Raw genomic sequence first — 25,323 nt, forward strand, 5'->3', positions numbered from 1 at the left:
CGGAGAAACGAACGACGGCGGGCGTCCGGCTCACCAGGAGCCGGACGCCCGCCATCTCCCCCTCACCTACGCGTCAGCTGCGCGTCAGCTGCGCGTCCGCAGCAGCGTCCGCATCGTCCGCATCGCCACCGACAGATTCGCCAGGTCGAAGGTGTCCGACCCCTGGATCTCGTCCAGCGTGGCGCGCGACCGGCCCAGGATCGCCGCGTTCTTCTCCTCCCACGCCTTGAACCGCTCCTCGGGCGTCGAGTCGCCGTCGCCCACCGCCAGCACATCCGCCGTCAGCGCCGCGTGCGCCGCGTACAGGTCCTCGCGGATGGAGGCGCGGGCCATGGACTGCCAGCGGTCGGCCCGCGGCAGCTCGATGATCCGGTCCATCAGCCGGGTGATCCGCAGCCGGTCACCGAGGTCGTAGTACACCTCGGCGACGGCGAGCGGGTCCTGGTCCGTACGGTCCGCGATCGCCACGACGTCCAGCGCCGGGAAGGCCGACGAGAACCCGGCCACCCGCAGCGCCAGCTCCTCCGGGACCCCCGCGCCGGTCAGCTCGGCCAGGATGCCCTGGTACCACTCCAGCTCGGCGCCGCGCAGCATCGTCGGCAGCTGCGCCCAGACCCGCTCCACGCCCGCGGCGAAGAACTCGATGGTCCCGGCGATCTCCAGCGGCTGCGGCCGGTTGCCCAGCAGCCAGCGCGTACCGCGCTCCACCAGCCGGCGGCTGTGCAGCCTGATCCGGGTCTGCACCTCGGCCGGAACACGGTTGTCGAGCGCCTCGACGGCGTCCCAGACCGCGTTCAGCCCGAAGATCTCCCGGGCCGCGGTCTGCGCCCGTACGATCTCCTCGACCGATGCGCCGGTCTCCTCGCGCAGCCGGTGCAGGAAGGTCGAACCGCCCGCGTTGACCGTGTCGTTGACCAGCACCGTCGTGATGATCTCGCGGCGCAGCGCGTGTCCGTCGATCTGCTCGGCGAAGCGCTCCCGCAGCTGCCGCGGGAAGTAGGCGTGCAGCAGCTTGCGCAGATACGGGTCGTCGGGCAGGCCCGTGTGGATCAGCTCGTCGGCCGTCGTGATCTTGGTGTAGGCGAGCAGTACGGCCAGCTCCGGCTGGGACAGGCCCTTGCCGGTGGCGAGCAGTTCGCGGATCTGCCGGTCGGACGGGAGGAACTCCAGCGCCCTGTTGAGGTGCCCGTCCCGCGCCAGCCGGCGCATGAAGCGCTGGTGCGCGTGGAGCAGCGAGGGCGCCTGCGAACCGGCGTTGCCGAGCGCCGTGTTCTGCGCGTAGTTGTTGCGCAGCACGAGCGCGCCGACCTCGTCGGTCATCTCGGCGAGCAGCGTGTTGCGCTGCTTGACGGTCATGTCGCCGTCCGTGACCAGCCCGTTGAGCAGGATCTTGATGTTCACCTCGTGGTCGGAGGTGTCCACGCCCGCGCTGTTGTCGATGGCGTCCGTGTTGACCTTGCCGCCCTCGCCGTCGGCGCCGCCGCGCCGGGCGAACTCGATCCGGCCGAGCTGGGTCAGCCCCAGGTTGCCGCCCTCGCCGACGACCTTGACGCGCAGATCCTCGCCGTTGACGCGGATCGCGTCGTTGGCCTTGTCGCCGACGTCGGCGTCCGTCTCGGTGGACGCCTTGACGTACGTACCGATGCCGCCGTTCCACAGCAGGTCCACCGGGGCCTGGAGGATCGCCTTCATCAGCTCGGCGGGCGTCAGCTTCGTGACGCCCGGCTCGATCCCGAGGGCCTCGCGCACATGCGCGTTGACCGGGATCGACTTGGCGGTACGGGGGTGGATCCCGCCGCCCTGCGAGAGCAGCCCCTTGTCGTAGTCGGCCCACGACGAGCGCGGCAGCTCGAAGAGCCGGCGGCGCTCGGCGTACGAGGTGGCCGCCTCGGGGTGCGGGTCGAGGAAGATGTGGCGGTGGTCGAAGGCCGCGACGAGCCGGATGTGCTCGGAGAGCAGCATCCCGTTGCCGAACACGTCGCCGGACATGTCCCCGACGCCGACGACGGTGAAGTCCTCGGTCTGGGTGTCGTGGCCCAGCTCGCGGAAGTGCCGCTTGACGGACTCCCAGGCGCCGCGGGCCGTGATGCCCATGCCCTTGTGGTCGTAGCCCGCGCTGCCGCCGGAGGCGAAGGCGTCCCCGAGCCAGAAGTCGTAGGAGAGCGCGACGTCGTTGGCGATGTCGGAGAAGCTGGCGGTGCCCTTGTCGGCGGCGACGACCAGATAGGTGTCCTCGCCGTCGTGCCGCACCACATCGGCGGGGGGCACGACCTCGCCCGCGACCATGTTGTCCGTGATGTCCAGCAGCGCCGAGATGAAGACCTTGTACGAGGCGATGCCCTCGGCGAGCCAGGCGTCCCGGTCGGCGGCCGGATCGGGCAGCTGCTTGGCGACGAAGCCGCCCTTGGCGCCGACCGGCACGATCACCGTGTTCTTGACCATCTGCGCCTTGACCAGGCCGAGGATCTCCGTACGGAAGTCCTCGCGCCGGTCCGACCAGCGCAGCCCGCCGCGCGCGACCTTGCCGAAGCGCAGATGGACACCCTCGACACGCGGCGAGTACACCCAGATCTCGTACGCGGGACGGGGCGCGGGCAGATCGGGGATGGCCTGCGGGTCGAACTTCATCGACACGTAGTCGTGGAACCCGCTGCCGCTGCCGCTCCGGTGCTGGAAGAAGTTCGTCCGCAGAGTGGCCTTGATGAGGGTGAGGAAGGAGCGCAGGATGCGGTCCTCGTCGAGGCTCGCGACCTGGTCGAGGGCCCCGTCCAGCTCCTCCAGCATCGCCTCGGTCAGCTCGATGCCGGCGTTCTGCCGCTCCGGCGACATCCGGGCCTCGAAGAGGGAGATCAGCAGCCGGGTGGTGTGGACGTTGTCGCGGAGGGTGTCCTCCATGTACTCCTGGCTGAACGTCGAGCCCGACTGGCGCAGGTACTTGGCGTACGCGCGAAGCACCATCGCCTGCCGCCAGTCCAGACCGGCCCGCAGGACGAGCGAGTTGAAGCCGTCGTTCTCCGCGGCTCCGGTCCAGACCGCGGCGAACGCGTTCTGGAAGCGCTCGCGGTCGTCCTCCGTCAGATAGTCGCCGCCCCCGGACCCGCCGCCCTGCGGCAGCCGCAGGCCGAAGTCGTAGATCCAGGAGGTCGTACGGTCCGCGCAGCGCAGCTCGTACGGGCGCTCGTCCACGACCTCGACGCCCAGGCGCTGGAGCACGGGGAGAACGGCGGAGAGGGAGACCTGCTCGCCCGAACGGTAGATCTTGAAGCGCCGCTCGCCGGGGCCCGCGCCGACCGGCTCGTACAGGGAGAGCGAGAAGTCCGACGTCGACTTGTCGAGCGCCTCCAGATGGGCCAGGTCGGCCACGGCGGCGCGCGGGGTGTGGTCGGCCTTGTACCCCTCGGGGAAGCCGCCGCCGTACCGGCGCAGCAGCTCGGCCGCGCGCTCCTCGCCGCACTCGGCGTTCAGCGCCTCGCCGAAGGCGTCGGCCCAGGAGCGGGCGGCGGCGACGAGCCGGGCCTCGATCCGGTCCGTGTCGGCGTCGGTGAGCTTGACCAGCTCGGTGCCCCGGGGGACGCGGACCACGAAGTGGAGCCGAGAGAGAACCGATTCTGTGTTCCAGGCGGTGAAGTCGACGCTGGTGCCGCCCAGCTCCTCCTTCAGGATGTCCACGAGCCGCAGCCGGACACCGGTGGTGTAGCGGTCGCGCGGCAGGTAGACGAGGGCCGAGTAGTAGCGCCCGTACTCGTCCTGCCGGAGGTAGAGCCGCAGCCGGCGGCGCTCCTGGAGGTAGAGCACGCTGGTGACGATCGAGCGGAGTTCGTCGACGGGGGTCTGGAACAGCTCGTCGCGCGGGTACGTCTCCAGGATCTGGAGCAGGTCGCGGCCGTCGTGGCTGTCGGGCGAGAAGCCCGCGCCCTTCAGCACCTCGGCGACCTTGCGCCGGATCACCGGGACGCGGCGTACGGACTCGGTGTACGCGGCCGAGGAGAACAGCCCGAGGAAGCGCCGCTCCCCGATGACATTGCCCTTGGCGTCGAACTTCTTGACCCCGACGTAGTCGAGGTAGCTGGGCCGGTGGACGGTGGCGCGGCTGTTGGCCTTGGTGAGGACGAGCAGCTTGTGCTCACGGGCCTTGGCGCGGGCGTCGGCGGGCAGCCGGCTGAAGGAGGGGCTGACCGGGTGGTCGTCGTCGGCCGCGGCGTGGACGGGGTCGGAGCGCAGCACGCCGAGCCCGGTGCCGGGCACGGCGGACAGGGCGTCGCTGTCGGTGAGTTGGTACTCGCGGTAGCCCAGGAAGGTGAAGTGGTCGGCGGCGAGCCAGCGCAGCAGCTCCCGCGCCTCCTCGACCTCCTGGTCGCGCAGATCGTCGGCGGTGGGCTCGCCGGGCAGCTCCTCGGCGATGCGCAGCGCGGCGTTGCGCATCTTCTCCCAGTCCTCGACGGTCTCGCGGACGTCGGACAGGACGCGCAGCAGGTCGGCGGTGATCTGCTTGAGGTCGGCGCGCTCGGTCTCGCGGTCGACCTCGACATGGATCCAGGACTCGGTGACCGCGTCGTGCGGGCGCTCGGCCGCGGTGGCCGTCCCCTCGGGGAGCACCTCGATCAGCTTGCCGGTGACATCGCGGCGGACGACGACCTGCGGGTGGATGACCGCGTGGATGCCGCGGTTCTGCCGGGACAGCTCGTTGGTGACGGAGTCGACCAGGAAGGGCATGTCGTCGGTGACGACCTCCACGACGGAGTGGCTGCACGTCCAGCCGTTCTCCTCGACCGTCGGGGTGTGCACGCGCACGCTCGCGGTCCCCTGGGGACGGTGCGCGGCGAGGCGGTAGTGGGAGAGCGCGGCGCCGGCGATGTCGAGCGGATCGCGGCCCGCGAGATCCTCGGGAGCGGTGTGCAGGTAGTAGCGCTGGAGGTAGGCCAGAAGGGCGTCCTGGCCACCCGGACCGCCTGGACCGCCGGGGCCGTCCCCGTGGTCGGCGGTGCGGTGCCCGGCCGGGGCGCCGTCCGGGCCGGGGCTGTGCCCGGGACCCCACGTACCCCCCGCCGGTCCGCTCTCAGCGGCCAGGGCCGCCTGTTCGAGCAGCTCGGCCTTGGCTTCGTCCAGCTTGGTGTGCATGTCCTCTGGCTCCTGTCGCGCGCCGTTGCGTGACGTAGGTGAAGGAAGCGACACAACGCCACGACGCGGGGTTTCCGGTCTGAGTCGACGTTATGCCGCCATGAGAGATGTCCGGGGCCTTATTGGCGAATTCTGGCTGCCGGCCCGGTCCGGGGGCGTGTCGCGCACGTCCCGGCCGGCTCACGACGGCGGCGAGGCCGCGGCACTCCGGGTGACCAGCGGCCGCCCGGGCGCGGTGGCGCTCCGGGCGCGGGGCGGGGGCTTCGCTGCCCCCACGGCTTATCGCGCTGATCACGGACACAAGGCTATCGCTCTCCACCGGGGGCATGTCATGGACCGCTTATGTACAAAGGCGGCCCCCGAGTTGGCCGGACCGGACAGAGCGCGCGCGACGGCACGCGCGTACGGCGCTCAGGCCGGCCGGCCCCTCAGCCACTCAGGACGCCCGAACGCCCGGCCCGGGCTCACCCTGGGGTCAGGCCATCAGGACGTCAGGTCTCCCGCCACGGCGACCGCCTCCGCGAGGCTGTCGACGACCGGAACGCCGACGGCCTCCAGCGCGGCCCGGCTGTGCGAGCCCCCGGTGTACAGCACGGCCCGCGCGCCGACGTGCGCCGCCGCCATCGCGTCGTCGACCGCGTCGCCGATCACCACCGTGCGCCCGGGGGATATCTCACCGGCGGCGGCCAGCGCGGCCAGATGGCGCTCCATGTGCTCGGCCTTGCCGCCGCCGGAGGGACCCGTACGCCCGTCGATCCGGACGAAGTGGCGGTCGATGCCGTACCCCTTCACCACCGGGACCAGCTCCGCGTGCCCGTACAGGCTCAGCAGCGACTGGGTGCCGCCCTCCAGGGCCCACCGGGCGAGCAGCTCCTCGGCGCCCACCGTCAGCCCGCAGTCCACGCGGCGGGCCGTGTAGTGCCGGTGGAAGACCTCGTCCATGACGACCCACTCGGCGTCGCTCGGCAGCCGGCCCATCAGCCGCTCGTAGAACTTGGGCACCGGAACGCAGTACAGCTCGCGGTAGCGCTCCAGGCTGATCGGTTCGAGCCCCGCTTCCGCGAACGCGGCGTTGGTCGCCCCGATGACGGCCTGGATGTCGTCGAGGATCGTGCCGTTCCAGTCCCAGACCAGATGCGTGTTCTGCTTCCCCATGCCCAGAACGGTACCCGGAGGGTCTGACAACGGCCCGGCGCGAGCGGGCGCGCACGGGCGGCCGGGGCGGGCGTGCCGGGGCGGTGTGCTCAGGCGATGAGGTTCGGGATCTCCTGGACGCCGTACCAGAGCAGTTCGTGGTCCTCCGCGCCGTCCACCGTGAAGCGGGCGTCGTCGTCCCCGTGGTCCGCGGCGCCCAGCGCCGCCGCGGCGGCCGACACATCGGCTTCCGCGTCGTCGGAATCGACGTGCACCGCCGCCGCCTTGGCCAGCGCGATCGCAGAGGCGATCCGCACCTCGCCGAGCCCGGCCGAGTCCGGCCCGCGGTCCGGGTCGGCCACCGCGTCCCGGTCGGGTACGTCGGCCGCGACGACGACCCGGCGGCGCCCGGCGTCCGGGTCGGCGGCCAGCAGCCGGAGCGAGCCGCCAGCGGCCCGGCTGAGCGCGGCGTACTCCAGCTCCTCGATGTCGTCGGAGACGTACCACTCGCGCAGCCCGGGGGTCACCGCGTAGGCGATCACCGGCCCCGGCCCCAGTTCGCCGGTCTTGTGCGCCTCTGCGAGACCGGGAAGGGTCAGGGGGACGTAGACGCGCATTGGCTGGCCGCTTTCGTAGGAGGAGAGCCCCCAAGGATACGTGCGGAGTCCCTCTTCGGGGTGATGCCCGATACGCCCCCGGCTGTCCACCACGAACCGCGCGCCACCTCGCGATCGGCGCCGGGACCGCCATCGGGTCACCCTGATAGGTGACTCTCCGGTCCGTTCATCCCGGCCCGGCGGCGCCTTGCGGCCCGCCCCCGGGGGAACGTAAAAGATCCCCCAACAAAAGTTACCGACCGGTATCGAACCGGACGGGCAGAACGGGGGCGATCTGCGTGCACATGAACAGGACCGGAACTCCCGCCACCGGCGCTCCGGGACGGGCGGCGCACCCGGCGCCGCCCACCGCGTCCGGCCTCGCCGCCGACCGCGCGGCGGCCCGGAACGTCGCCGCCGCGGCCGGACCGGCGGCGACCAGGCCGCCCGGCCGCCGCGACCAGCGCCGGCCCGGCACCGTACCGGCGCAGCGGCGGCGCGGCCGGCACCTCCCGCCGCACGAACTCTTCGCGGAACGCCTGCTCGCCGTCCTCAGCGGCCACCGCCCGGTGCACTACATGCTCGGCCTGACCGTCGGCGAGGCGTACGAGCAGCTGGTCCGTCTCGCGCCCGGCACCCCGCTCAGAGCCCGTGGCACCCGCCCGGTGGTCCGTACCTGCCGCGGCTTCCAGCCCTGCCGGGGCGTGGTCGAGGCGTCCGCCAGCATCGCCGCGGGCGAGCAGGTGCGGGCCATGGCCTTCCGTCTTGAGCTGAGCCCCGATCTCCGCTGGCGCTGCGCGGCGGTGGAGCTGGGCGGTGAACGGCTCCCCACGGGCCCCTGAGCCCGGCTCAGGACCGCGCCACGAGCCCGCCACGAAGCGCGCCGGGAAACGCATACGGGCCGGGGTCACGCACAACGCGTGTGCGTGACCCCGGCCCTTACCTCTGACTACCGCTTACGGCACCCACGGCCCCCGAGGGCCGCGCGCCCCTACTTCTTGCGGCGGCGGCCGGCCGTGCCCTTCTGGGCCTTCCGGCGCTCCGCCCGCGTCATCCCGTCCGACGTCGACCGCGTCGGTCCGTCCACGTTCTGGAAGTCGCCCTCCACGATGCCGCCCTCCCCGTCCACGGTGGGAGCGGAGAAGTGCAGCCGGTCCGGCCGCTGCGGCGCGTCGAGCCCCTTGGCGCGGATCTCCGGGCGCGCGGTGCCGGCCGGCACCGCGTCCTCCTTGGAGAGCGAGGTGCGCTCGGCGGAGTCCTGCACCGGGACCTCCTCGACCTGCTGCTCGACCTGGACCTCCAGGTTGAACAGGTAGCCGACGGACTCCTCCTTGATGCCCTCCATCATGGCGTTGAACATGTCGAAGCCCTCGCGCTGGTACTCGACCAGCGGGTCCTTCTGCGCCATCGCCCGCAGGCCGATGCCCTCCTGGAGATAGTCCATCTCGTAGAGGTGCTCACGCCACTTGCGGTCGAGGACGGAGAGCACCACGCGCCGCTCCAGCTCGCGCATGATGTCCGAGCCCAGCTGGTTCTCGCGCTCCTCGTACTGGGCGTAGATGTCTTCCTTGATGGACTCGGCGATGAACTCGGCGGTGATCCCGGCCCGGTCGCCCGCCGCGTCCTCCAGCTCCTCGACGGTGACCTTCGTCGGGTAGAGCTGCTTGAACGCGCCCCACAGCCGGTCGAGGTCCCACTCCTCGGCGAAGCCCTCGACGGTCTCGGCCTGGATGTACGCGTCGATCGTGTCGTCCATGAAGTGGCGGACCTGCTCATGGAGGTCCTCGCCCTCCAGGACGCGGCGGCGCTCGCCATAGATGACCTCACGCTGCCGGTTGAGCACCTCGTCGTACTTCAGGACGTTCTTGCGCGTCTCGAAGTTCTGCTGCTCGACCTGCGACTGGGCGGAGGCGATGGCGCGGGTCACCATCTTGTTCTCGATCGGGACATCGTCCGGCACATTGGCCATGGCCATGACGCGCTCGACCATCTGCGCCTTGAAGAGCCGCATCAGGTCGTCACCGAGCGAGAGGTAGAACCGGGACTCGCCCGGGTCGCCCTGACGGCCGGAACGGCCGCGCAGCTGGTTGTCGATACGGCGCGACTCGTGGCGCTCGGTGCCGAGGACGTAGAGCCCGCCCAGCGCCTTGACCTCCTCGAACTCCGCCTTGACGGCCTGCTCGGCCTTCTCCAGCGCGGCCGGCAGCGCCGCCGCCCACTCCTCGACGTGCTCGATGGGGTCCAGGCCGCGCTGGCGCAGCTCGGCCTCCGCCAGGTCGTCGGGGTTGCCGCCGAGCTTGATGTCCGTACCGCGGCCCGCCATGTTGGTGGCGACGGTGACGGCGCCCTTGCGGCCCGCCTGGGCGACGATCGTCGCCTCCCGGTCGTGCTGCTTGGCGTTGAGCACCTCGTGCTGCACACCGCGCTTGCTGAGCTGCTGCGAGAGGTACTCGGACTTCTCGACGGAGGTGGTGCCGACCAGGATCGGCTGGCCCTTCTCGTGCTTCTCCGCGATGTCGTCGACGACCGCGGCGAACTTGGCGACCTCGGTGCGGTAGATCAGGTCGGACTGGTCCAGACGCTGCATCGTCCGGTTCGTCGGGATCGGCACGACGCCCAGCTTGTAGATCTGGTGGAACTCGGCGGCCTCGGTCATGGCCGTACCGGTCATGCCGGAGAGCTTGCCGTAGAGGCGGAAGAAGTTCTGGAGGGTGATCGTGGCGAGGGTCTGGTTCTCGTCTTTGATGTCCACCCCTTCCTTCGCCTCGATCGCCTGGTGCATGCCCTCGTTGTAGCGGCGGCCGGCGAGGATACGGCCGGTGTGCTCGTCGACGATCATGACTTCGCCGTCGATGACGACATAGTCCTTGTCGTTCTTGAAGAGTTCCTTGGCCTTGATGGCGTTGTTCAGATAACCGACGAGCGGGGTGTTCACCGACTCGTACAGGTTGTCGATGCCGAGCCAGTCCTCGACCTTGGCGACGCCGGGCTCGTGGATGGCGACCGTGCGCTTCTTCTCGTCGACCTCGTAGTCGCCGGTCTCCTCGATGCCCTTGAGCTGGTTGCCGGCCTCGCCCTTGGTCAGCCGCGTGACCAGCTTGGCGAAGTCGCCGTACCACTTGGTGGCCTGGTCGGCCGGACCGGAGATGATCAGCGGGGTACGGGCCTCGTCCACGAGGATCGAGTCGACCTCGTCGACGATCGCGTAGTTGTGGCCGCGTTGGACCAGCTCCTCCTGGGACCACGCCATGTTGTCGCGGAGGTAGTCGAAGCCGAACTCGTTGTTCGTGCCGTACGTGATGTCGCAGGCGTACTGCTGGCGGCGCTGCGCGGGCGTCATGTTCGCCAGGATGCAGCCGACCTCCAGGCCCAGGAAGCTGTGGACGCGGCCCATCATCTCGGAGTCGCGCTCGGCCAGGTAGTCGTTCACCGTGATCAGGTGGACGCCCTTGCCGGACAGCGCGTTGAGGTACGCGGGCAGCGTGCCGACGAGGGTCTTGCCCTCACCGGTCTTCATCTCGGCGACATAGCCGAGGTGCAGCGCGGCGCCGCCCATCAGCTGTACGTCGTAATGACGCTGGCCGAGGACGCGCTTGGCCGCCTCGCGGACGGTCGCGAACGCCTCCGGAAGCAGGTCGTCCAGGCTCTCGCCGTCGGCGTACCGCTCTTTGTACTCGGCGGTGAGCGCCTTCAACTCGGCATCGGAGAGGTTGACGAAGTCCTCTTCGATAGAGTTGACCTGGTCCGCGATGCGGTGCAGTTTGCGCAGGACCTTACCTTCGCCTGCACGCATGAGCTTGTGGAAGACGGACACTGAGGCTGGTCTCCTTGCCGGTCGGGCCTGGCACGTGGGTCGTGTACGGACACGGGCGCGGGCACGGCAGGCGGGCCCCACCGCAACGGCCATCGTAAGCGAGGACCCGCCCGCCCCGGGAGGGCCGCCGTCACGCGGGCCCGCCGTCACCCACCAGTGAGAACGCGCGGAAGGCGCGGAAGGTGCCGGTGTCACGGGAAAACCGTTCGCCGTACGGTACCGGGGTCAGCACAATCCGTTCATGGAACCCGTCACCCTCACGACCGAACGCCTGCTGCTGCGCCCTCTCACCCCCGACGACATCGACACCGTCTTCACCACCTGCCAGGATCCCGGCATCCAGCGCTGGACAACGGTGCCGTCGCCGTACGAGCGTCAGCACGCGGTGGACTTCATCGAGCGGATCGCCCCCGACGGCTGGCGCGACGGCACGGCGTACACCTTCGGTGTACAGCGGCGCGACGGCGGCCCCCTCATCGCCTCCGCCGCCCTCCACTTCCCCCGCGCCGGGACCTGGGAGGTCGGCTACTGGACGGCCCCGGAGCACCGCCGCCGCGGCTACACGGCCGAGGCGGTAAGGGCGCTCTGCCACTGGGCCTTCACGACGGTGGGCGCGATACGCGTCGAGTGGCGGGCCGAGGCGGGCAACACGGGCTCGCGCGTCGTCGCCGAGAAGGCCGGCTTCGTGATCGAGGGCACCCTGCGAGGCGGGCTGCTCAACAAGGGCACGGTGCGCGACTGCTGGATCGGCGGGCTGCTCCCGTCCGATCTGCGGCTGCCCGGAGCCCACCCGTATCTGCCGGCCGAGCGCTGAGCCCCGGCCGGCCGGGCCACGGCGGGCAGGCGCGGGGCCGGGGACCGATTGTCAGTGGCGCCGTATAGCGTGCGGACCATGACCACTGCGACCGCTCCGCCGCCCGTCACCGAGCTGTCCGCCGACGAGGCCCGCCGGATAGCGCTGCGCGCGCAGGGCTTCCTCGGCGCCCCGGACCGGCGCGCCGGTGTGCGGGGCGTGCTGCGCCACCTCGGAGCCGTCCAGCTGGACACGATCTCGGTGCTGGCGCGGTCGCACGAGCTGATTCCGTACGCGCGACTGGGCGCGGTGGGCCGCAGGACGGTCGAGGACGCCTACTGGACACCACCCGCCCCGGCGGCCCCGGACGCCCCCGCCGACGCGCCCTCGGCGTCTCCGCACGCGTTCGAGTACTGGTCGCACGCGGCGTGTGTGCTGCCCATCGAGGAGTGGCCGCACTTCGCGTTCCGCCGCCGCGCCTACCGCGCCCGCCCGCACTGGTACCACGAGCTGGCGGACGGGGCGTACGAAGCGGTGATCGCACAGCTGCGTACGCAGGGCCCGCTGACCGCCACGGAGCTGGGCGGCGCCAAGAACGGCGGCCCCTGGTGGGACTGGTCCGAGGCGAAGGTCGCCGTCGAGCGCGCGCTGATGTACGGCGAAGTCGTGTGCACCGGGCGGCGGAGCTGGAAGCGGGTGTACGACCTCGCGGAGCGTGCCGTCCCCGGCGAGCTGCTCCACGACGACCTGGACGACACGGAGTGCCTGCGCCGGCTCGTGGCGCTCGCCGGGCAGTCGCTCGGTGTGGGCACCCGCGCCGATATCGCCGACTACCACCGCCTCAAGGGCGAGCAGGTCGACGCGGTGATCGCGGACTCCGGTCTGGTGCCGGTGACGGTGGCGGGATGGGACAGGCTCGCCTGGGCCGATCCGGCCGCCCTCGCGACCGCGCCGAGCGGCCGCCACCGTACGACGCTGCTGTCGCCGTTCGACTCCCTCATCTGGGAGCGCGCCCGCACCGAGCGGATATTCGGCTTCACCCACCGGCTGGAGGCGTATGTGCCCAAGGCCAAGCGCGTCCACGGCTACTTCGCGATGCCGCTGCTGTCCGGCGGCCGGCTGCTGGGCCGTGTCGACCCGGCGCGCGAGGGCGCCACCCTGGTCGCCAAGCAGGTGTCGCTGGAGACCCCGCGGGCCGTCCTCCCGATGGCCCGGGCGCTGCGAGAGGCCGCGGAGTGGGTCGGCTGCTCGGACGTACGGGTCGAGCGCGTAGAGGCGCCGGAGCTGCGCGAGCCGCTGGCGAAAGCGCTCACCGCCGGCTGACGCGACCGGAAGCGGGCCGGCGGATCAGCCGGTCAACTGGTCAGCCGGTCTACGGACCGGCCGGTCAGCGGATCTCCAGGATCTTCTCCCGCATCGCGTAGACCACGGCCTCCATCCGGGAGTGCAGCTGGAGCTTCTCCAGGATGTTGCGCACATGGTTCTTCACGGTGTTCTCGGAGATGAACAACTCCTTGGCGATATCACGGTTGTTCATCCCCGTGGCCACCAGCTTGAGGACCTCCAGCTCCCGTTCGGTGAGCCGCGGCGCCGGCACGAGCCGGCGCTCGTCGGTGCGCTGGATCATCGACTTGAACTCGGTCAGCAGCTTCGACGCCATGGACGGGCTGATCTGGGACTGGCCGTCCGCCACGGCGCGGATCGCGGTCGCCACCTCGTCCGTGGAGATCTCCTTCAGGAGATAGCCGGTGGCCCCCGCCTTGATCGCGTCGTAGAGGTCGGCCTCCTCGTCGCTGATCGTCAGCATGATGATCTTGGCACTGGGGGCCACCTCCTTGATGGAGGTGCACGCCTCGATACCGCCGCGCCTGGGCATCCGTACATCCATCAGCACGATGTCGGGCAGCAGGTCGGCGGCCTTGTCGACGGCCTCCGCGCCGTCGCCCGCCTCCCCGACGACCTCGATGCCCTCCTCGTGGGCGAGGACGATCTCCAGCCCCCGGCGGAAGAGCGCGTGGTCGTCGACGACCAGGACCCGGATCGGCTCGGCGCCCGCGCCGCCGCCCTCCGCGCCCGCGCCCGTATCGGCCCCGGCACCCCCGGCCGGGCCGTCGGAGCCGCCGGCGTGGTGCACCGGTCCGAAACTGTCCGCCATGGTTCCCTCCCCTGAAGGCCGGGGCCCGAATTCCTGAGAGCCGGCCAACCGCAGTTCGCAGACCACCTGTTGGCTTGCGACTCCATGATTTCATGCCCGGACGGCGGAGCGGGGGTGCACGGACTCGCAGGACGGTGCCCCTGAGGGCACACAGGGCGCTCAGGGGCACCGCCGGAGCATGAAACTCCGTATCATCCGGACCGGTTCCGGCCGGAATCGGTCGTTCCGGCCTCAGACCCCTTTCCGGGGCAGGGCCTGTGCGGTATCAGCCGCCGAGGGCGCCGCCCGCGCCACTCCCCTCGGAGCCCGCGAACGGGTCCGTACGGAGGTGGATGACGCCGTAGTCGTAGGCATGGCGCCGGTAGACGACGCTGGGTTCCTTGGTGTCCGAGTCGACGAACAGATAGAAGTCGTGCCCGACCAACTCCATCTCGTAGAGCGCCTGGTCAAGGGTCATGGGCGCGGCGGCATGGGTCTTCTCGCGGACCACCAGGGGGCCTTCGCCCTGGACCTCCAGCGAGCCGGCCATGGTCGTCGTGATGGTGGTGGCCGCCGCGGCGGTCTCCTCGGCCGCGGTCGCGCCGTTCGCGTTCAGCCGGGCCACGCCGGGGACGGCATCGGGGACCTCCGCCGCCGAAAGCCGGCCGTTGCCACGCCGGCTGTAGCGCTTCTCGTGCTCCTTGCGCAGCCGCGCCTCCAGCTTGCCGGTGGCCAGGTCGAGCGCCGCGTAGGGATCGGCCGCCGACGCCTCCGCACGGATCACCGGACCGCGGGACCGGAGAGTGATCTCCACCCGGTCGCTCCGGTCGGCCTGACGCGGGTTGTGCTCCTTGGACACCTCGACGTCGAGGCTGATCACCTTGCCGTCGAGCTTCTGGATCTTCTCCAGCTTCAGCTTCTCGGCCACGTGCTTACGGAACCGCTCGGGTACCTCGGTCTTGCGGCCCTTGACGACGATGTCCACGCAGAACTCCGTTCCCGGATCACTCCGCCTCGTCGCGGAGTTGCTCCCTGTTGCACCAGACCCCGGTCACCGCCGGAGCCTCGGACTTGGCGACCTGCCGCCTCCTCCTCTCCGCTTGCGCCACCCCTCATAACCGAACATAGACCTCCCGGACGGGTGTCGGCACCCGCTACCGGCACGTACCTCTGTTCAGCTGTTCTCCTGCCCTGTCTACCTGCAACGATGCGCGGTCCCGGTCAGTTCCGATTTATTTCGAAGGAAAGCGGCGGCGCGGCCACCACCGCCGCGCTCACCGGCACACCCCCCGGCTGCTGCCCGGCCCAGGTCGCGGCCCGCAGCGCCCGCGCCGCCTCGACCAGCGAGGCACCCGTCGTCATCAGGTCGTCCACCAGCACCACCCGGCCGCCCTCCAGCAGCCGCGCGCCCCCGACGGCCACCTCCAGGGCCCCCGACAGGTTCGCCAGCCTCTGACGGGCGCCGAGGCCCGCCTGATCGGCCACCGCGCGCCGCTGCCGGAGCACCGGCAGCACCCGGCAGGACCGTCCCGTACGGCGCAGCTCCCCGGCGGCGGCCAGCGCGATCCGGCGGGCCGCGTCATGCCCCCGCGCGCCCACCGCACGGCGCGCGGACGGCACCGGTACGAGCAGCAGCGGCCCCACCCCGGTCCCGGGCGGCGCGGCGACCCGTACCGCCCCGGCCAGCGCGCGTCCCAGCGGCCCGGCGAGCCCGAGAGCGCCGCGCTCCTTGTGGGCCAGCAGCACGGCCCTTACCGCGTCCTCGTAGGGCGCGGCGGCGTACACCGACGGCAGGCCCGCCGGCTCGGGCACCGGCCGCACCCGGCACGGCCAGGTCCCGTACAGCGCCCGCCCGCAGTCCTCGCACAGAGGTGTCCGGGGACTGCCGCAGCCGCCACAGGCGACCGGCAGCACCAACCCGGTGATCTCACGCCACCACGCCCGCATAGAAGACACTGTGCCAACCTCGCGGTCACCGGGCCACCCCTGTGGACAACCGGACACATGAGCCCACTGCCCCGCCACCCACCAGGAACACGGCACCGGGCCGCACGGGCCCGCGGCCGGGGCGGCCTCCCGGCCCTTTCCCCGGCCCGGCGCCCGGCCCGATGCCTCGCGGTCCGCTGCCCCGGCCCGATGCCCCGCGGTCAGCCCGGGTAGACCGGCGACGACCCCGACTCGACCATCGTCTGCCAGTTCGCCCCGGTCGGCAGCCGGACGATCCCCGCGTCGTCCGAGTCCGCGATCAGCGGCTGCCGGTCGTCGTCCGCCGCGGCGATCGCCGTCACCTGGTTCAGCCCGGGCAGCACCCCGGCCGCCGAGGTCGACCCGTCGGTCTGGATGTAGCGCACCTGCTGCACCCCGCCGGCCTCCTTGCCGACGACCACCAGCCGGCTCGGACCGGCCCACGACACCGCCGTCACCGTCTCCATCTGCGGCGCCACCGACTGGAGTTCCGTCACGGTCACCTTCGGGTCGTCCTTGGGGCCGTGCCGCTCCACCCGTCCGATCTGAAGGGTGGTCCGCCCGCCCTTCGTCAGCAGCAGCGCGATCCGCACCCCGTCCGCCGACACCCGCAGCGCCTTGACGCGCGCGCCGTCGAGCCCCTCGACCGTCACCGGACGGGCCGGCCCGGCACCGTCCGCGAACCGCAGCAGCCGAGGCTTCGCCGGGTCACGGTCCGCGATCCACAGATCGCCGCGCCCGTCCCAGCTGGGCGCCGACAGCGCGCCCTCCTTGCCCTTGCCGCCACTGGTCACCAGCGGATCGCCCAGCTCGCCCTCCGAAAGGATCGACGCCACATGGAGCGACCTGAAATCGTCCGTGACCCCGGCCGCGTGCTTCTCGTCGCGGGCGACCGCCACCGCGCCGAGCTTCACCGCGCCCGTACCGAAGGGGCCGATGACCTGCGTACGGTCCACCGTCGCCTCGTCGCCGCCCGTCTGAAGCAGCGACAGCCGCCCGTGCTCGTCCACGAAGTACGGCGTGACCGGACGGCCCGTCGGACGGTCGGGCGCGAACTCCTCGGCCTGGTCCCCCCGGAGCACACAGAGCGAGGAGCCGTCCGCGAGCAGCTCGACCTGGCCCACCGGCGTTGCGGAGAGATCCCGCAGGGTGAAGAGCAGTTGGGCCGCCATCTTCCGGCACTGCGCGCGCCCCGCCTTGGCCGCCTTCCCGTTCAGCGGCACCTTCAGCGCGTTCCGGTCGTCGAACTCCAGTGACGTGACGCCCTTCTGGAGCGCCGTCCCGCGCGGGAAGGGCGAATCGACGACCGGCTTCAGCCAGTTCGTCGGACCGTCGAGCAGCACCCTGACGGCCTGGGTGACCGGGTCCATCCGCGAAGTGGGGTCTATCCGCTGCCGGATGTACACGGGGTCCGCGACCAGCCAGTTCTCACCGGACGCGAAGTAGTACTTGTTGACGGAGCGGTAGTTGCGCTGGAAGTCCGACTCACCGAGCACCAGCCCCTGCGGCAGACTGTCGATGCGCCACTCCTTGGTGCCCCCGATGGTCTGCTGCACAAGGTGGATGTCACCGCCGTACGCCGTCGGCTCGATCGGCTTGTAGGCGTGCGAGGAGTCCATGTCGGCGATCTGGTCGCCGTACAGCGGATAGGTCAGCCCCGCACTCGCCCGGCCGGACGCCTCCTTCGGCCCGGCCGGATCCGGCGCGGCACGCAGCACCACCGCCCCCGCCCCCGGCTGCCAGAAGTCGGACGCGTCCTTCGTCAGATACTTCCTGGCCATCGCGAAATCGGGGTCGTCACTGGTCATGGCCTCCAGGAAGCCATTGACGATCTCGTCGGGCTCGGCCTTCTCCCGAGGCGGTACGGCGTACACCCGCACCTGGGACTCGCCCGGCGGCGACGCCTTGACGGGCTGCACATCGCCGCTGTCCGGGATCGACGCGCACCCGGCCAGCAGCACACCGCACACACCCAGCACAGCGGTCGCCCGCGCGCCGGACGCCCGTACCGCGCCTCCCTGACCCCTACGACGGCGGTCAACGCCCACGAATCGTGCCCTCCCGCTCCGCACCACGCTCCACGGGACCGGCGGCCCCGCTCTCCCCGTTCTGCCCGCTCTCCCCGTCACCGGGGCCCTCCACGCCGGGCAGCCGCTCCCCCGCGGGCCGCGCCACCACCCGGGCGCCGCTGCCGGGCAGCGCCGTCGGATCCACCGCGCTCGCCCCGAGCGGCGCGGCCGGCACCCCGGGCGCCCCAGTCAGCGTGGGACGGTCCGCCCGCGGCTGGCCGGGCACACTCGCCAGCCGGTGCGCGCTCTCCTTCACGTCCTGGGCGCCCGCATTCTCGCGGTTGCGCCGCGAGTCCTCCGGCTCCAGCGGTATCGGGGAGCCGCGCAGCGCCTCGTCCGCCGTACGCGGCAGGGTCAGCCGGAACTGCGAACCCCCGCCCGGCTCGCCCCACGCCTGGAGCCAGCCGCCGTGCAGCCGCGCGTCCTCGACGGCGATCGACAGACCGAGGCCGGTGCCCCCGGTGGTCCGGGCCCGGGCCGGGTCGGCCCGCCAGAACCGGTTGAACACCCGGGTCGCCTCGCCGGGCTTCAGCCCCACCCCGTAGTCACGCACCGCGACCGCGACCGCGCCGCCCGCCGCACCGAGCCGTACGACGACATCGCGGCCCTCGCCGTGCTCCACGGCGTTGACGACGAGATTGCGCAGCACCCGCTCGACCCGGCGCGCGTCGGCCTCCGCGACCACGGGCTGTTCGTCGCCGAGCACCCGGATCCTGCTGCCCTTGGCCTCGGCCAGCGGCAGCGCGCCGCCGATCACCCTGCGCACGACCTGCCGCAGATCTATCGGCTCGGCCTCCAGCGCCGCCGCCCCCGCGTCGAAGCGGCTGATCTCCAGCAGATCCGACAGCAGCGACTCGAAGCGGTCCAGCTGGTCACCGAGCAGCTCCGCCGAGCGCGCCGTGATCGGATCGAAGTCGGCGCGCGCCTCATGAATGACATCGGCGGCCATCCGTACGGTCGTCAGCGGCGTCCGCAGCTCGTGCGAGACGTCGGAGACGAACCGCCGCTGCATCCGGGACAGCTCCTCCAACTGCTGGATCTTGAGCTGGAGGTTCTGCGCCATCTTGTTGAACGCCTCGCCGAGCCGGGCGATGTCGTCCTCGCCGGTGACCTTCATCCGCTCCTGGAGGCGCCCGGTGGAGAGCCGCTCGGCGATCCCGGCGGCCATCCGTACGGGCGTCACCACCTGCCGCACCACCAGCCACGCGATCGCCCCCAGCAGCACAACCACGAAGAGCCCGGCCGTGGCGAGCGTGCCCTTGACGAGATTGAGCGACTGCTCCTCCTGCGACAGCGGGAAGAGGTAGTACAGCTCGTACGCGTTGCCGTCGATGTCGTTCAGCCGCTTGCCGACGATCAGCCCCGGCTCCGGATCCCGGCCCTCGCCCGCCCCGGTGTACCTGATCAGCGCATACGTCTGGAACGGCCCATTGCCCTGGGCGACCGCGGCACGCAGATCGGCGGGCACACTGGCGAAGTCGACGCCGCCCGAGACCCGGGGCGCGCGATTGGTCGACGCCACCGAATCCGGACTCAGCGCCACCACGTTGAACGCCCCGGGACCACCACTGGCCAGCTGTTCCACCAGGTCCGAGCGCCAGTTGACGGAGTTACGGCCCGATCTGCCGCTCGTCCCGTCGCCCTCCCGGCCGCCGAGCGCCGCCGGTACGTCGGCCTTCTCCTTCGCCACGGTGAAACCACCGGCCGCCTGACTCTGCGCGGCCTTCTCCTTGGCTTCGAGCAGCCCGTTACGGACCTGCCCGATGACAACGAACCCAAGCAGCAGCACCACACCGAGCGACATCAACAAGGTCGTTGTGATGATCCGCAGCTGGATATTGCGCCGCCACAGCCGCACGGCGGGCAGCAGCGGACGCCGCACCCCACGCACCACGAGCCGGAGCAGGGGCGCGCCCGGCGACCCGTCCTGGAGCAGCCGGCCGCTGCGGAACAGCGGGCCGAGCCGCGAGAACATATGCCCGGAACCGGCAGCCCGCCCCGCACGGACCCCCGGCTCACCGGGCTTCGGAGCAGCGCTGCCGCCGGTCATCTCAGCTCGGTCCTGCCTTGTAGCCCACACCGCGCACGGTCACCACGATCTCGGGCCGCTCGGGGTCCTGCTCCACCTTGGAACGCAGCCGCTGGACATGCACATTGACCAGCCGGGTGTCCGCCGCGTGCCGGTATCCCCACACCTGCTCCAGGAGCACCTCCCGGGTGAACACCTGCCACGGCTTACGGGCCAGCGCCACCAGCAGATCGAACTCCAGCGGCGTCAGGGCGATCGACTGCCCCTCACGCTTCACCGAGTGACCCGCCACATCGATGACCAGATCCCCGATGGTCAGCTGCTCCGGTGCCGGCTCCTCCGACCTGCGCAGCCGCGCCCTGATCCGGGCCACCAGCTCCTTGGGCTTGAACGGCTTGACGATGTAATCGTCGGCGCCCGACTCCAGCCCCACCACCACATCCACGGTGTCGCTCTTGGCCGTGAGCATCACGATGGGGACCCCGGACTCGGCCCTGATCAGCCGGCAGACCTCGATACCGTCCCGGCCGGGGAGCATGAGATCCAGCAGCACCAGATCCGGCTTGGCCTCCCGGAAGGCAGCCAGTGCCTTGTCACCGTCCGCTACGAACGACGGCTCGAAACCTTCACCACGCAGCACAATGCCGAGCATCTCGGCCAGTGCGGTGTCGTCATCGACGACAAGGACGCGTCCCTTCATATCGACATCATCCCATTTTCATTTCCGTTGCGTAGACACGCGTGACTTGCCTCACAGAGCAGCGACGGTCTGCGTCGAAGTCCGAGGGCGACCGTCGCCGTCGGTGGCCGTCGATGTCAAGCATTGCTGTCAAACCCGTACGGCCCGGCCCGAGCCATGGCCAACCGCCACAGCACCACCCACCGCCCTCTCCCCTCCCGTCGCCCCCACACGGTAGTGGAGCGACTACGCCCTCGCGGACGGGCCGGCCCAGCGACGGAGCCTGCCGAGACTCTCCTCCTTCCAGCGAGCGACTGCCGCGGCCTCGCCGCCGCCACTCATCAGCGCCATCACCGGCGTCCAACGCCGCCGCCCCGAGAGGTCCGTCCACCGGATCGCGGGAAGATCCGTGACCGCCGTAATGGCCGCCCGGGAAATCGTCCGCGTCCGCAGCAGGCCCCGTACCCGCACCCGGTCCCCGCCGCACAGCACAGCAGCCCGGTACCCCCGCACCGCCAGCACCGGAACGGCGGGGGACACGGCCAGCATCCCCACCACCGCCGCAGCCTCCGACCACAAGGCCCCCAGAGCCCCCGCCACCACCAGCGGGAACACCCCGCACACGGTATTGGCCCACCGATTGACGGCCGGCGGAATCAATCTCATGGCACACCCCCTTCGCCGCCACAGCCTCGCACCACCGCCCGCACGGCAAAGGCGGAGGCCGGTGGAAGAAGGAGAGACGGCCCCCGGCCCACCACAAGCCGACGCGTGGCACGATGGCGGTGCCCCGCTCTGGCCGGGTACCACCGAAAATCCGGCCCGCCGAAGCAGAATCCGCAACCAATCCACGAGGTGGACGACCGTGAACGACACTCCGGGCTGGGCCTCGCCCGGATCCGCCCCGTCCGACGGCCAGGACGCCACCGTGCCGGGCCAGGCCGCGCCCGCCGACGACGCCGCCCCCTCCAAGTGGTCCGCGGCCCAGCCGCCGCCCGGCCAGTGGTCCCCGCCGAGCACCCCCGCCGGCGGCCCCGGCGGCCCGCCCCCGCCCACCCCCGGCTGGGGCGCCCCCGGCCAGGGCGGCGGCTGGGGCGGCAACTGGGGCAAACCGCCCGCCGCCAAGCCCGGTGTGATCCCCCTCCGCCCCCTCGGCGTCGGCGAGATCCTCGACGGCGCCGTATCGACCCTGCGCACCCACTGGCGCACGGTGCTCAGCGTCAGCCTCGTCGTCGCCGTCATCTCCCAGATCAGCGACATACTCGTCCAGCGCTATCTGATCCCCGAACCCATCGCGGTGGACGCGAACGCGGGCGCCGCGGAAGCACTCCGGCAGACCGCCGACTCCCTCCAGGGCAGCCTTGCCGCCGAGCTTCCCTCCCTGCTCATCATGCTGATCAGCACGATCTTCAGCACCGCGATCCTGACCGTGGTGATCAGCCGCTCCGTGGTCGGACGCCCCGTCACACTCCCGGACGCCTGGCACGAAGCCCGGCCCCGGCTCGCCCAACTGCTCGGTCTCACCGTGCTGGTGCCGCTCATCAGCGTCCTCGTGATAGCGGTCGGTATCCTCCCCGGTGTGCTCGTGGGATCCGATGCGGGAGCCGCACTGGCCGTGCTCGGCGGATTCGCCGCCTTCGGCGTCGTCGTCTGGCTGATGGTCCGCTTCAGCCTCGCCTCCCCCGCGCTCATGCTGGAACGTCAGGGCGTCGTGGCGTCCCTGCGCCGCTCCGCGAAGCTCGTCAACGGCACCTGGTGGCGGATCTTCGGCATCCAGGCCCTGACCTTCGTGCTGATCATGTTCATCTCGCTGGTCGTCGCCATCCCGTTCAGCGTCATCGCCCTCCTCGCCGACAGCTCCGGCCTCGACGGCCTGCTCGCCGGCGACACCCCGAGCTTCGGGTGGCCCTTCCTGATCATCACCGGCATCGGCGCGGTGATCACCAACACGATCACCTACCCGATCGCCGCCGGTGTCACCGTCCTCCTCTACGTGGACCAGCGCATCCGGCGCGAGGCCCTCGACCTCGAACTGGCCCGTGCCGCCGGGGTGTCCGCCGACAGCACGGAGCAGCCGGGCCGGCACGCCCCCGGGAACTGACACAGTGTCCATTCCGGGGGGAGCGAAGGAATTGCTGATCCGCGTCAGCGGCGAGATACCGGTGGACACTCCACGCGTCCCCGCCCGAGAGGCGGCGGAGCGGGAGCTGTCCAAACCGATGTACCACGAGAGCGACCCGAACCTTCTGGTCCAAGCGATAAACGCCTTCTGGGACTGGGTCGGTGACCTCCTCGACTCGGTCTCCGGCGCCGCCCCCGGCGGCCCGCTCGGCGCCGTCGTCATCATTCTGATCGTCGTGGCCCTCCTCACCGCCCTCTGGTGGCGCCTGGGCACACCCCGCCGGCCGGCCGGCGGACCGGAAGAACTCTTCGACCAGGGCCCGCGCAGCGCCGCGGAACACCGCGCCGCCGCCGAACGGCACGCCGCCGCGAACCGCTGGACCGAGGCCGTCCAGGAACGGATGCGCGCCATCGTCCGCTCCCTGGAGGAACGGTCCCTGCTCGACCCCCGCCCCGGCCGCACCGCCGACGAAGCCGCCGACGAAGCCGCACGCGCCCTCCCCGACCACGCGGCCCGGCTCCGCACCGCCGCCAGGGAATTCGACGACGTCACATACGGAGGACGCACCGCGGACCACCGGACATATCTGTGGCTGCGCGAACTCGATACCGACCTCCAGCGCACCAAACCCCAGCTGAGCACCGCCGCCGGAGGACCTGCCGAGTGACCTCCACGAACACCTCCACCACGCTCTCCCCCACGTCCCGGCAGCTCTGGAACCGAAGCCGCGGGCTGCTCCTCGCCCTGGTAATCCTTCTGGCCGCCGGCGTCACCATGGCGGCGATCCGCTCCGGCGACCAGCACGGCGTCCTCGACCCCCGCTCCGCCGACCCGTACGGCAGCCGCGCCGTCGCCGAACTGCTCAAGAGCAACGGAGTCACCGTCGACGTGGTGACCACCCTCGACGCCGCCACCTCCGCCGCCGGCACCGACACCACCCTCCTGGTCACGGTGCCCGACCTGCTGACACCCCGCCAGCAGCACACACTGCACACCACGATGGCCTTCTCGGCCGGCCGCACCGTCCTGCTCGGTGCCGGAACCCCTTCCGTGGACACACTCGTCCCCGGCGTCCGCGCGTCCACCCCCATCCCCGTCGGGACCTCCGCGCCCCGGTGCGACTTCCCCGCCGCCATCCGCGCGGGGAAAGCCGACATCGGCGGGGAGCGCTACATCACCGACTCGCCCGACACCGACGCCTGCTACCCCACCGACGGCCTGCCGTCCCTGCTCCGGGTGGAAGAAACGGGCTCCGGCGACACCGTCCTGCTGGGGTCGCCCGACATTCTGTTCAACAAGCGTCTCGACCACGAGGGAAATGCCTCGCTGGCCCTGCAAGTGCTCGGCTCCCGGCCTCATCTCGTCTGGTACCTCCCTTCGCTCAGTGATGTCTCCGCCGTCGAGGAAAGCGACGACGGCGAGAGTGCCTTCCTCGCTCTGATCCCGTCCGGTTGGCTCTGGGGCGCCTTCCAGCTCCTCCTCGCCGCCGTACTCGCCGCCATCTGGCGCTCCCGTCGGCTCGGTCCGCTCGTGACCGAACGGCTCCCCGTCGCCACCAGGGCATCGGAGTCCACCGAGGGCCGCGCCCGCCTCTACCGCAAGGCGAACGCCCGCTCCCATGCCGCCGCCGCACTGCGCCAGGCAGCTCAGAACCGGCTCGCCGCCCTCCTCGGTGTACCGCCCACCGAGGCCCACACCCCCGACGCCCTGCTCCCCCCGATCTCCGTCCGGCTTCCCGCCACCGCGCTGGACCCGGCCACCCTGCTCTTCGGCCCGGCGCCGGCCGACGACAACGCTCTCGTCCGCCTGGCGGACCAACTCGACGCCCTCGAAAGAGAGGTACGCACTTCATGAGTGCCCCGACCGCACCCAACGCCGGGACCGCCGGAATCACCGCGGACACCGCGACCGCGGACAGCGCCCGCGCCTCCCTGGAGGCACTCCGCGCCGAGATCGCGAAGGCGGTGGTCGGCCAGGACCCCGCCGTCACCGGGCTGGTCGTCGCCCTGCTCTGCCGCGGCCACGTCCTCCTGGAAGGCGTCCCCGGCGTCGCGAAGACCCTTCTCGTCCGGGCACTCGCCGCTTCCCTCGAACTCGACACCAAGCGCGTCCAGTTCACCCCCGACCTGATGCCGAGCGACATCACGGGATCGCTGGTCTACGACACCCGCACCGCCGAGTTCTCCTTCCAGCAGGGTCCCGTATTCACCCATCTGCTGCTGGCCGACGAGATCAACCGCACTCCGCCCAAGACACAGTCATCGCTCCTGGAAGCGATGGAGGAGCGCCAGGTCACGGTCGACGGCACCCCGCGCCCGCTGCCCGATCCATTCCTGGTGGTGGCCACCCAGAACCCGGTCGAGTACGAGGGCACCTACCCCCTTCCCGAAGCCCAGCTCGACCGCTTCCTGCTCAAACTCACCGTGCCGCTGCCGTCCCGCGACGACGAGATCAGCGTCCTGACCCGGCACGCGGAAGGCTTCAACCCGCGCGATCTCCAGGCCGCGGGGATACGGCCCGTCGCGGGGCCCGCCGACCTGGAAGCCGCGCGCGATGCCGTCGCCAAGACTTCCGTCTCGCCCGAGATCGCGGGCTACGTCGTCGATATCTGCCGTACCACTCGTGATTCCCCCTCGCTCGCGCTCGGCGTCTCTCCCCGAGGCGCCACCGCCCTGCTCTCCACCGCCCGCGCGTGGGCCTGGCTCACCGGCCGGGACTATGTCACCCCGGACGATGTGAAGGCCCTGGCTCTGCCGACTCTCCGCCACCGCGTCCATCTGCGGCCCGAGGCCGAGATGGAGGGCGTCACCGCCGACTCCGTCATCACCGCGATCCTCGCCCAAGTCCCTGTCCCCCGATGAGGTGTTGAA

General features: G+C 71.4%; 18 protein-coding genes. 7 read left to right on the plus strand and 11 right to left on the minus strand.

Going from position 1 to position 25,323, the window contains the following annotated elements:
• Positions 1-84: 84 nt before the first annotated feature.
• The 3 genes from DVK44_RS11000 to DVK44_RS11010 all read right to left on the minus strand — a co-directional run bounded on the left by DVK44_RS11000 (position 85) and on the right by DVK44_RS11010 (position 6,869).
• Positions 85-5,118 (minus strand): NAD-glutamate dehydrogenase, encoded by a 5,034-nt coding sequence (locus DVK44_RS11000; protein WP_114659511.1) that lies wholly within the window; start codon positions 5,116-5,118, stop codon positions 85-87.
• A gap of 483 nt (positions 5,119-5,601) precedes the next feature.
• Positions 5,602-6,273: an HAD family hydrolase gene (locus DVK44_RS11005; protein ID WP_114659512.1), complete on the minus strand. Its 672-nt coding sequence runs from the start codon at positions 6,271-6,273 to the stop codon at positions 5,602-5,604.
• 89 nt (positions 6,274-6,362) lie between these two features.
• Positions 6,363-6,869, minus strand: a complete 507-nt coding sequence (locus DVK44_RS11010) for a DUF6912 family protein (RefSeq protein WP_114659513.1) — start codon at positions 6,867-6,869, stop codon at positions 6,363-6,365.
• 284 nt (positions 6,870-7,153) lie between these two features.
• Here DVK44_RS11010 and DVK44_RS11015 point away from each other — a divergent pair, with 284 nt between their 5' ends.
• On the plus strand, positions 7,154-7,690 hold the full coding sequence (locus tag DVK44_RS11015; RefSeq protein ID WP_408055307.1) for an Rv3235 family protein: 537 nt from the start codon (positions 7,154-7,156) through the stop codon (positions 7,688-7,690).
• A gap of 149 nt (positions 7,691-7,839) precedes the next feature.
• Here the strand turns inward: DVK44_RS11015 and secA are convergent, their stop codons facing one another.
• A complete protein-coding gene (secA, locus tag DVK44_RS11020) occupies positions 7,840-10,662 on the minus strand; it encodes a preprotein translocase subunit SecA (RefSeq protein ID WP_114659514.1) in 2,823 nt (940 codons plus the stop codon).
• A gap of 241 nt (positions 10,663-10,903) precedes the next feature.
• Between secA and DVK44_RS11025 the strand changes: the two genes are divergently transcribed.
• On the plus strand, positions 10,904-11,476 hold the full coding sequence (locus DVK44_RS11025; RefSeq protein WP_114659515.1) for a GNAT family N-acetyltransferase: 573 nt from the start codon (positions 10,904-10,906) through the stop codon (positions 11,474-11,476).
• A gap of 78 nt (positions 11,477-11,554) precedes the next feature.
• Positions 11,555-12,778: a winged helix-turn-helix domain-containing protein gene (locus tag DVK44_RS11030; protein ID WP_114659516.1), complete on the plus strand. Its 1,224-nt coding sequence runs from the start codon at positions 11,555-11,557 to the stop codon at positions 12,776-12,778.
• A 64-nt stretch (positions 12,779-12,842) separates the two neighbouring features.
• Here the strand turns inward: DVK44_RS11030 and DVK44_RS11035 are convergent, their stop codons facing one another.
• The 7 genes from DVK44_RS11035 to DVK44_RS11065 form a co-directional block, all read right to left on the minus strand.
• A complete protein-coding gene (locus DVK44_RS11035; RefSeq protein WP_114659517.1) occupies positions 12,843-13,610 on the minus strand; it encodes a response regulator in 768 nt (255 codons plus the stop codon).
• Between the two features lie 265 nt (positions 13,611-13,875).
• The gene (gene hpf / locus DVK44_RS11040) at positions 13,876-14,574 is read right to left on the minus strand and encodes a ribosome hibernation-promoting factor, HPF/YfiA family (protein ID WP_114659518.1); all 699 of its coding nucleotides are present in this window, start codon (positions 14,572-14,574) and stop codon (positions 13,876-13,878) included.
• Positions 14,575-14,810: 236 nt separating this feature from the next.
• Positions 14,811-15,536 carry a ComF family protein gene (locus DVK44_RS11045; RefSeq protein WP_114659519.1) on the minus strand — a complete coding sequence of 242 codons (726 nt, stop codon included), beginning with the start codon at positions 15,534-15,536 and terminating at the stop codon, positions 14,811-14,813.
• 200 nt (positions 15,537-15,736) lie between these two features.
• Positions 15,737-17,602, minus strand: coding sequence for an LpqB family beta-propeller domain-containing protein (locus tag DVK44_RS11050; RefSeq protein ID WP_114659520.1), 1,866 nt, complete (start codon positions 17,600-17,602; stop codon positions 15,737-15,739).
• Positions 17,592-19,673: an MtrAB system histidine kinase MtrB gene (gene mtrB / locus DVK44_RS11055; protein ID WP_114659521.1), complete on the minus strand. Its 2,082-nt coding sequence runs from the start codon at positions 19,671-19,673 to the stop codon at positions 17,592-17,594. Before mtrB ends, DVK44_RS11050 begins: the two co-directional genes overlap by 11 nt.
• A 1-nt stretch (position 19,674) precedes the next feature.
• Positions 19,675-20,352, minus strand: a complete 678-nt coding sequence (mtrA, locus tag DVK44_RS11060) for a two-component system response regulator MtrA (RefSeq protein ID WP_114659522.1) — start codon at positions 20,350-20,352, stop codon at positions 19,675-19,677.
• Positions 20,353-20,577: 225 nt separating this feature from the next.
• Entirely contained in the window at positions 20,578-20,997 is a 420-nt protein-coding gene (locus tag DVK44_RS11065; protein WP_162793778.1) for a hypothetical protein, read from the minus strand.
• Between the two features lie 199 nt (positions 20,998-21,196).
• On the opposite strand from DVK44_RS11065, the gene DVK44_RS11070 reads away from it, so the two are divergent.
• Genes DVK44_RS11070 through DVK44_RS11085 form a run of 4 tightly spaced genes read left to right on the plus strand, consistent with a single transcriptional unit; the run spans position 21,197 to position 25,314 of the window.
• Positions 21,197-22,432 carry a DUF7544 domain-containing protein gene (locus DVK44_RS11070; RefSeq protein WP_114659524.1) on the plus strand — a complete coding sequence of 412 codons (1,236 nt, stop codon included), beginning with the start codon at positions 21,197-21,199 and terminating at the stop codon, positions 22,430-22,432.
• Between the two features lie 4 nt (positions 22,433-22,436).
• The gene (locus DVK44_RS11075) at positions 22,437-23,120 is read left to right on the plus strand and encodes a DUF4129 domain-containing protein (RefSeq protein ID WP_408055308.1); all 684 of its coding nucleotides are present in this window, start codon (positions 22,437-22,439) and stop codon (positions 23,118-23,120) included.
• A complete protein-coding gene (locus DVK44_RS11080; protein WP_114659525.1) occupies positions 23,117-24,307 on the plus strand; it encodes a DUF4350 domain-containing protein in 1,191 nt (396 codons plus the stop codon). Before DVK44_RS11075 ends, DVK44_RS11080 begins: the two co-directional genes overlap by 4 nt.
• The gene (locus DVK44_RS11085; RefSeq protein ID WP_228447083.1) at positions 24,304-25,314 is read left to right on the plus strand and encodes an AAA family ATPase; all 1,011 of its coding nucleotides are present in this window, start codon (positions 24,304-24,306) and stop codon (positions 25,312-25,314) included. Before DVK44_RS11080 ends, DVK44_RS11085 begins: the two co-directional genes overlap by 4 nt.
• The last annotated feature ends 9 nt before the right edge of the window (positions 25,315-25,323 follow it).

The organism is Streptomyces paludis (assembly GCF_003344965.1).
GTDB lineage: Bacteria > Actinomycetota > Actinomycetes > Streptomycetales > Streptomycetaceae > Streptomyces > Streptomyces paludis.

Bases quoted from the DNA above. Each gene is read 5' to 3' on its own strand.
- DVK44_RS11000 (WP_114659511.1), bottom strand. From the start codon at position 5,118: ATGCACACCAAGCTGGACGAAGCCAAGGCCGAGCTGCTCGAACAGGCG.
- DVK44_RS11005 (WP_114659512.1), bottom strand. From the start codon at position 6,273: ATGGGGAAGCAGAACACGCATCTGGTCTGGGACTGGAACGGCACGATC.
- DVK44_RS11010 (WP_114659513.1), bottom strand. From the start codon at position 6,869: ATGCGCGTCTACGTCCCCCTGACCCTTCCCGGTCTCGCAGAGGCGCAC.
- DVK44_RS11015 (WP_408055307.1), top strand. From the start codon at position 7,154: ATGAACAGGACCGGAACTCCCGCCACCGGCGCTCCGGGACGGGCGGCG.
- DVK44_RS11025 (WP_114659515.1), top strand. From the start codon at position 10,904: ATGGAACCCGTCACCCTCACGACCGAACGCCTGCTGCTGCGCCCTCTC.
- DVK44_RS11030 (WP_114659516.1), top strand. From the start codon at position 11,555: ATGACCACTGCGACCGCTCCGCCGCCCGTCACCGAGCTGTCCGCCGAC.
- DVK44_RS11035 (WP_114659517.1), bottom strand. From the start codon at position 13,610: ATGGCGGACAGTTTCGGACCGGTGCACCACGCCGGCGGCTCCGACGGC.
- DVK44_RS11045 (WP_114659519.1), bottom strand. From the start codon at position 15,536: ATGCGGGCGTGGTGGCGTGAGATCACCGGGTTGGTGCTGCCGGTCGCC.
- mtrB (WP_114659521.1), bottom strand. From the start codon at position 19,673: ATGACCGGCGGCAGCGCTGCTCCGAAGCCCGGTGAGCCGGGGGTCCGT.
- mtrA (WP_114659522.1), bottom strand. From the start codon at position 20,352: ATGAAGGGACGCGTCCTTGTCGTCGATGACGACACCGCACTGGCCGAG.
- DVK44_RS11065 (WP_162793778.1), bottom strand. From the start codon at position 20,997: ATGAGATTGATTCCGCCGGCCGTCAATCGGTGGGCCAATACCGTGTGC.
- DVK44_RS11085 (WP_228447083.1), top strand. From the start codon at position 24,304: ATGAGTGCCCCGACCGCACCCAACGCCGGGACCGCCGGAATCACCGCG.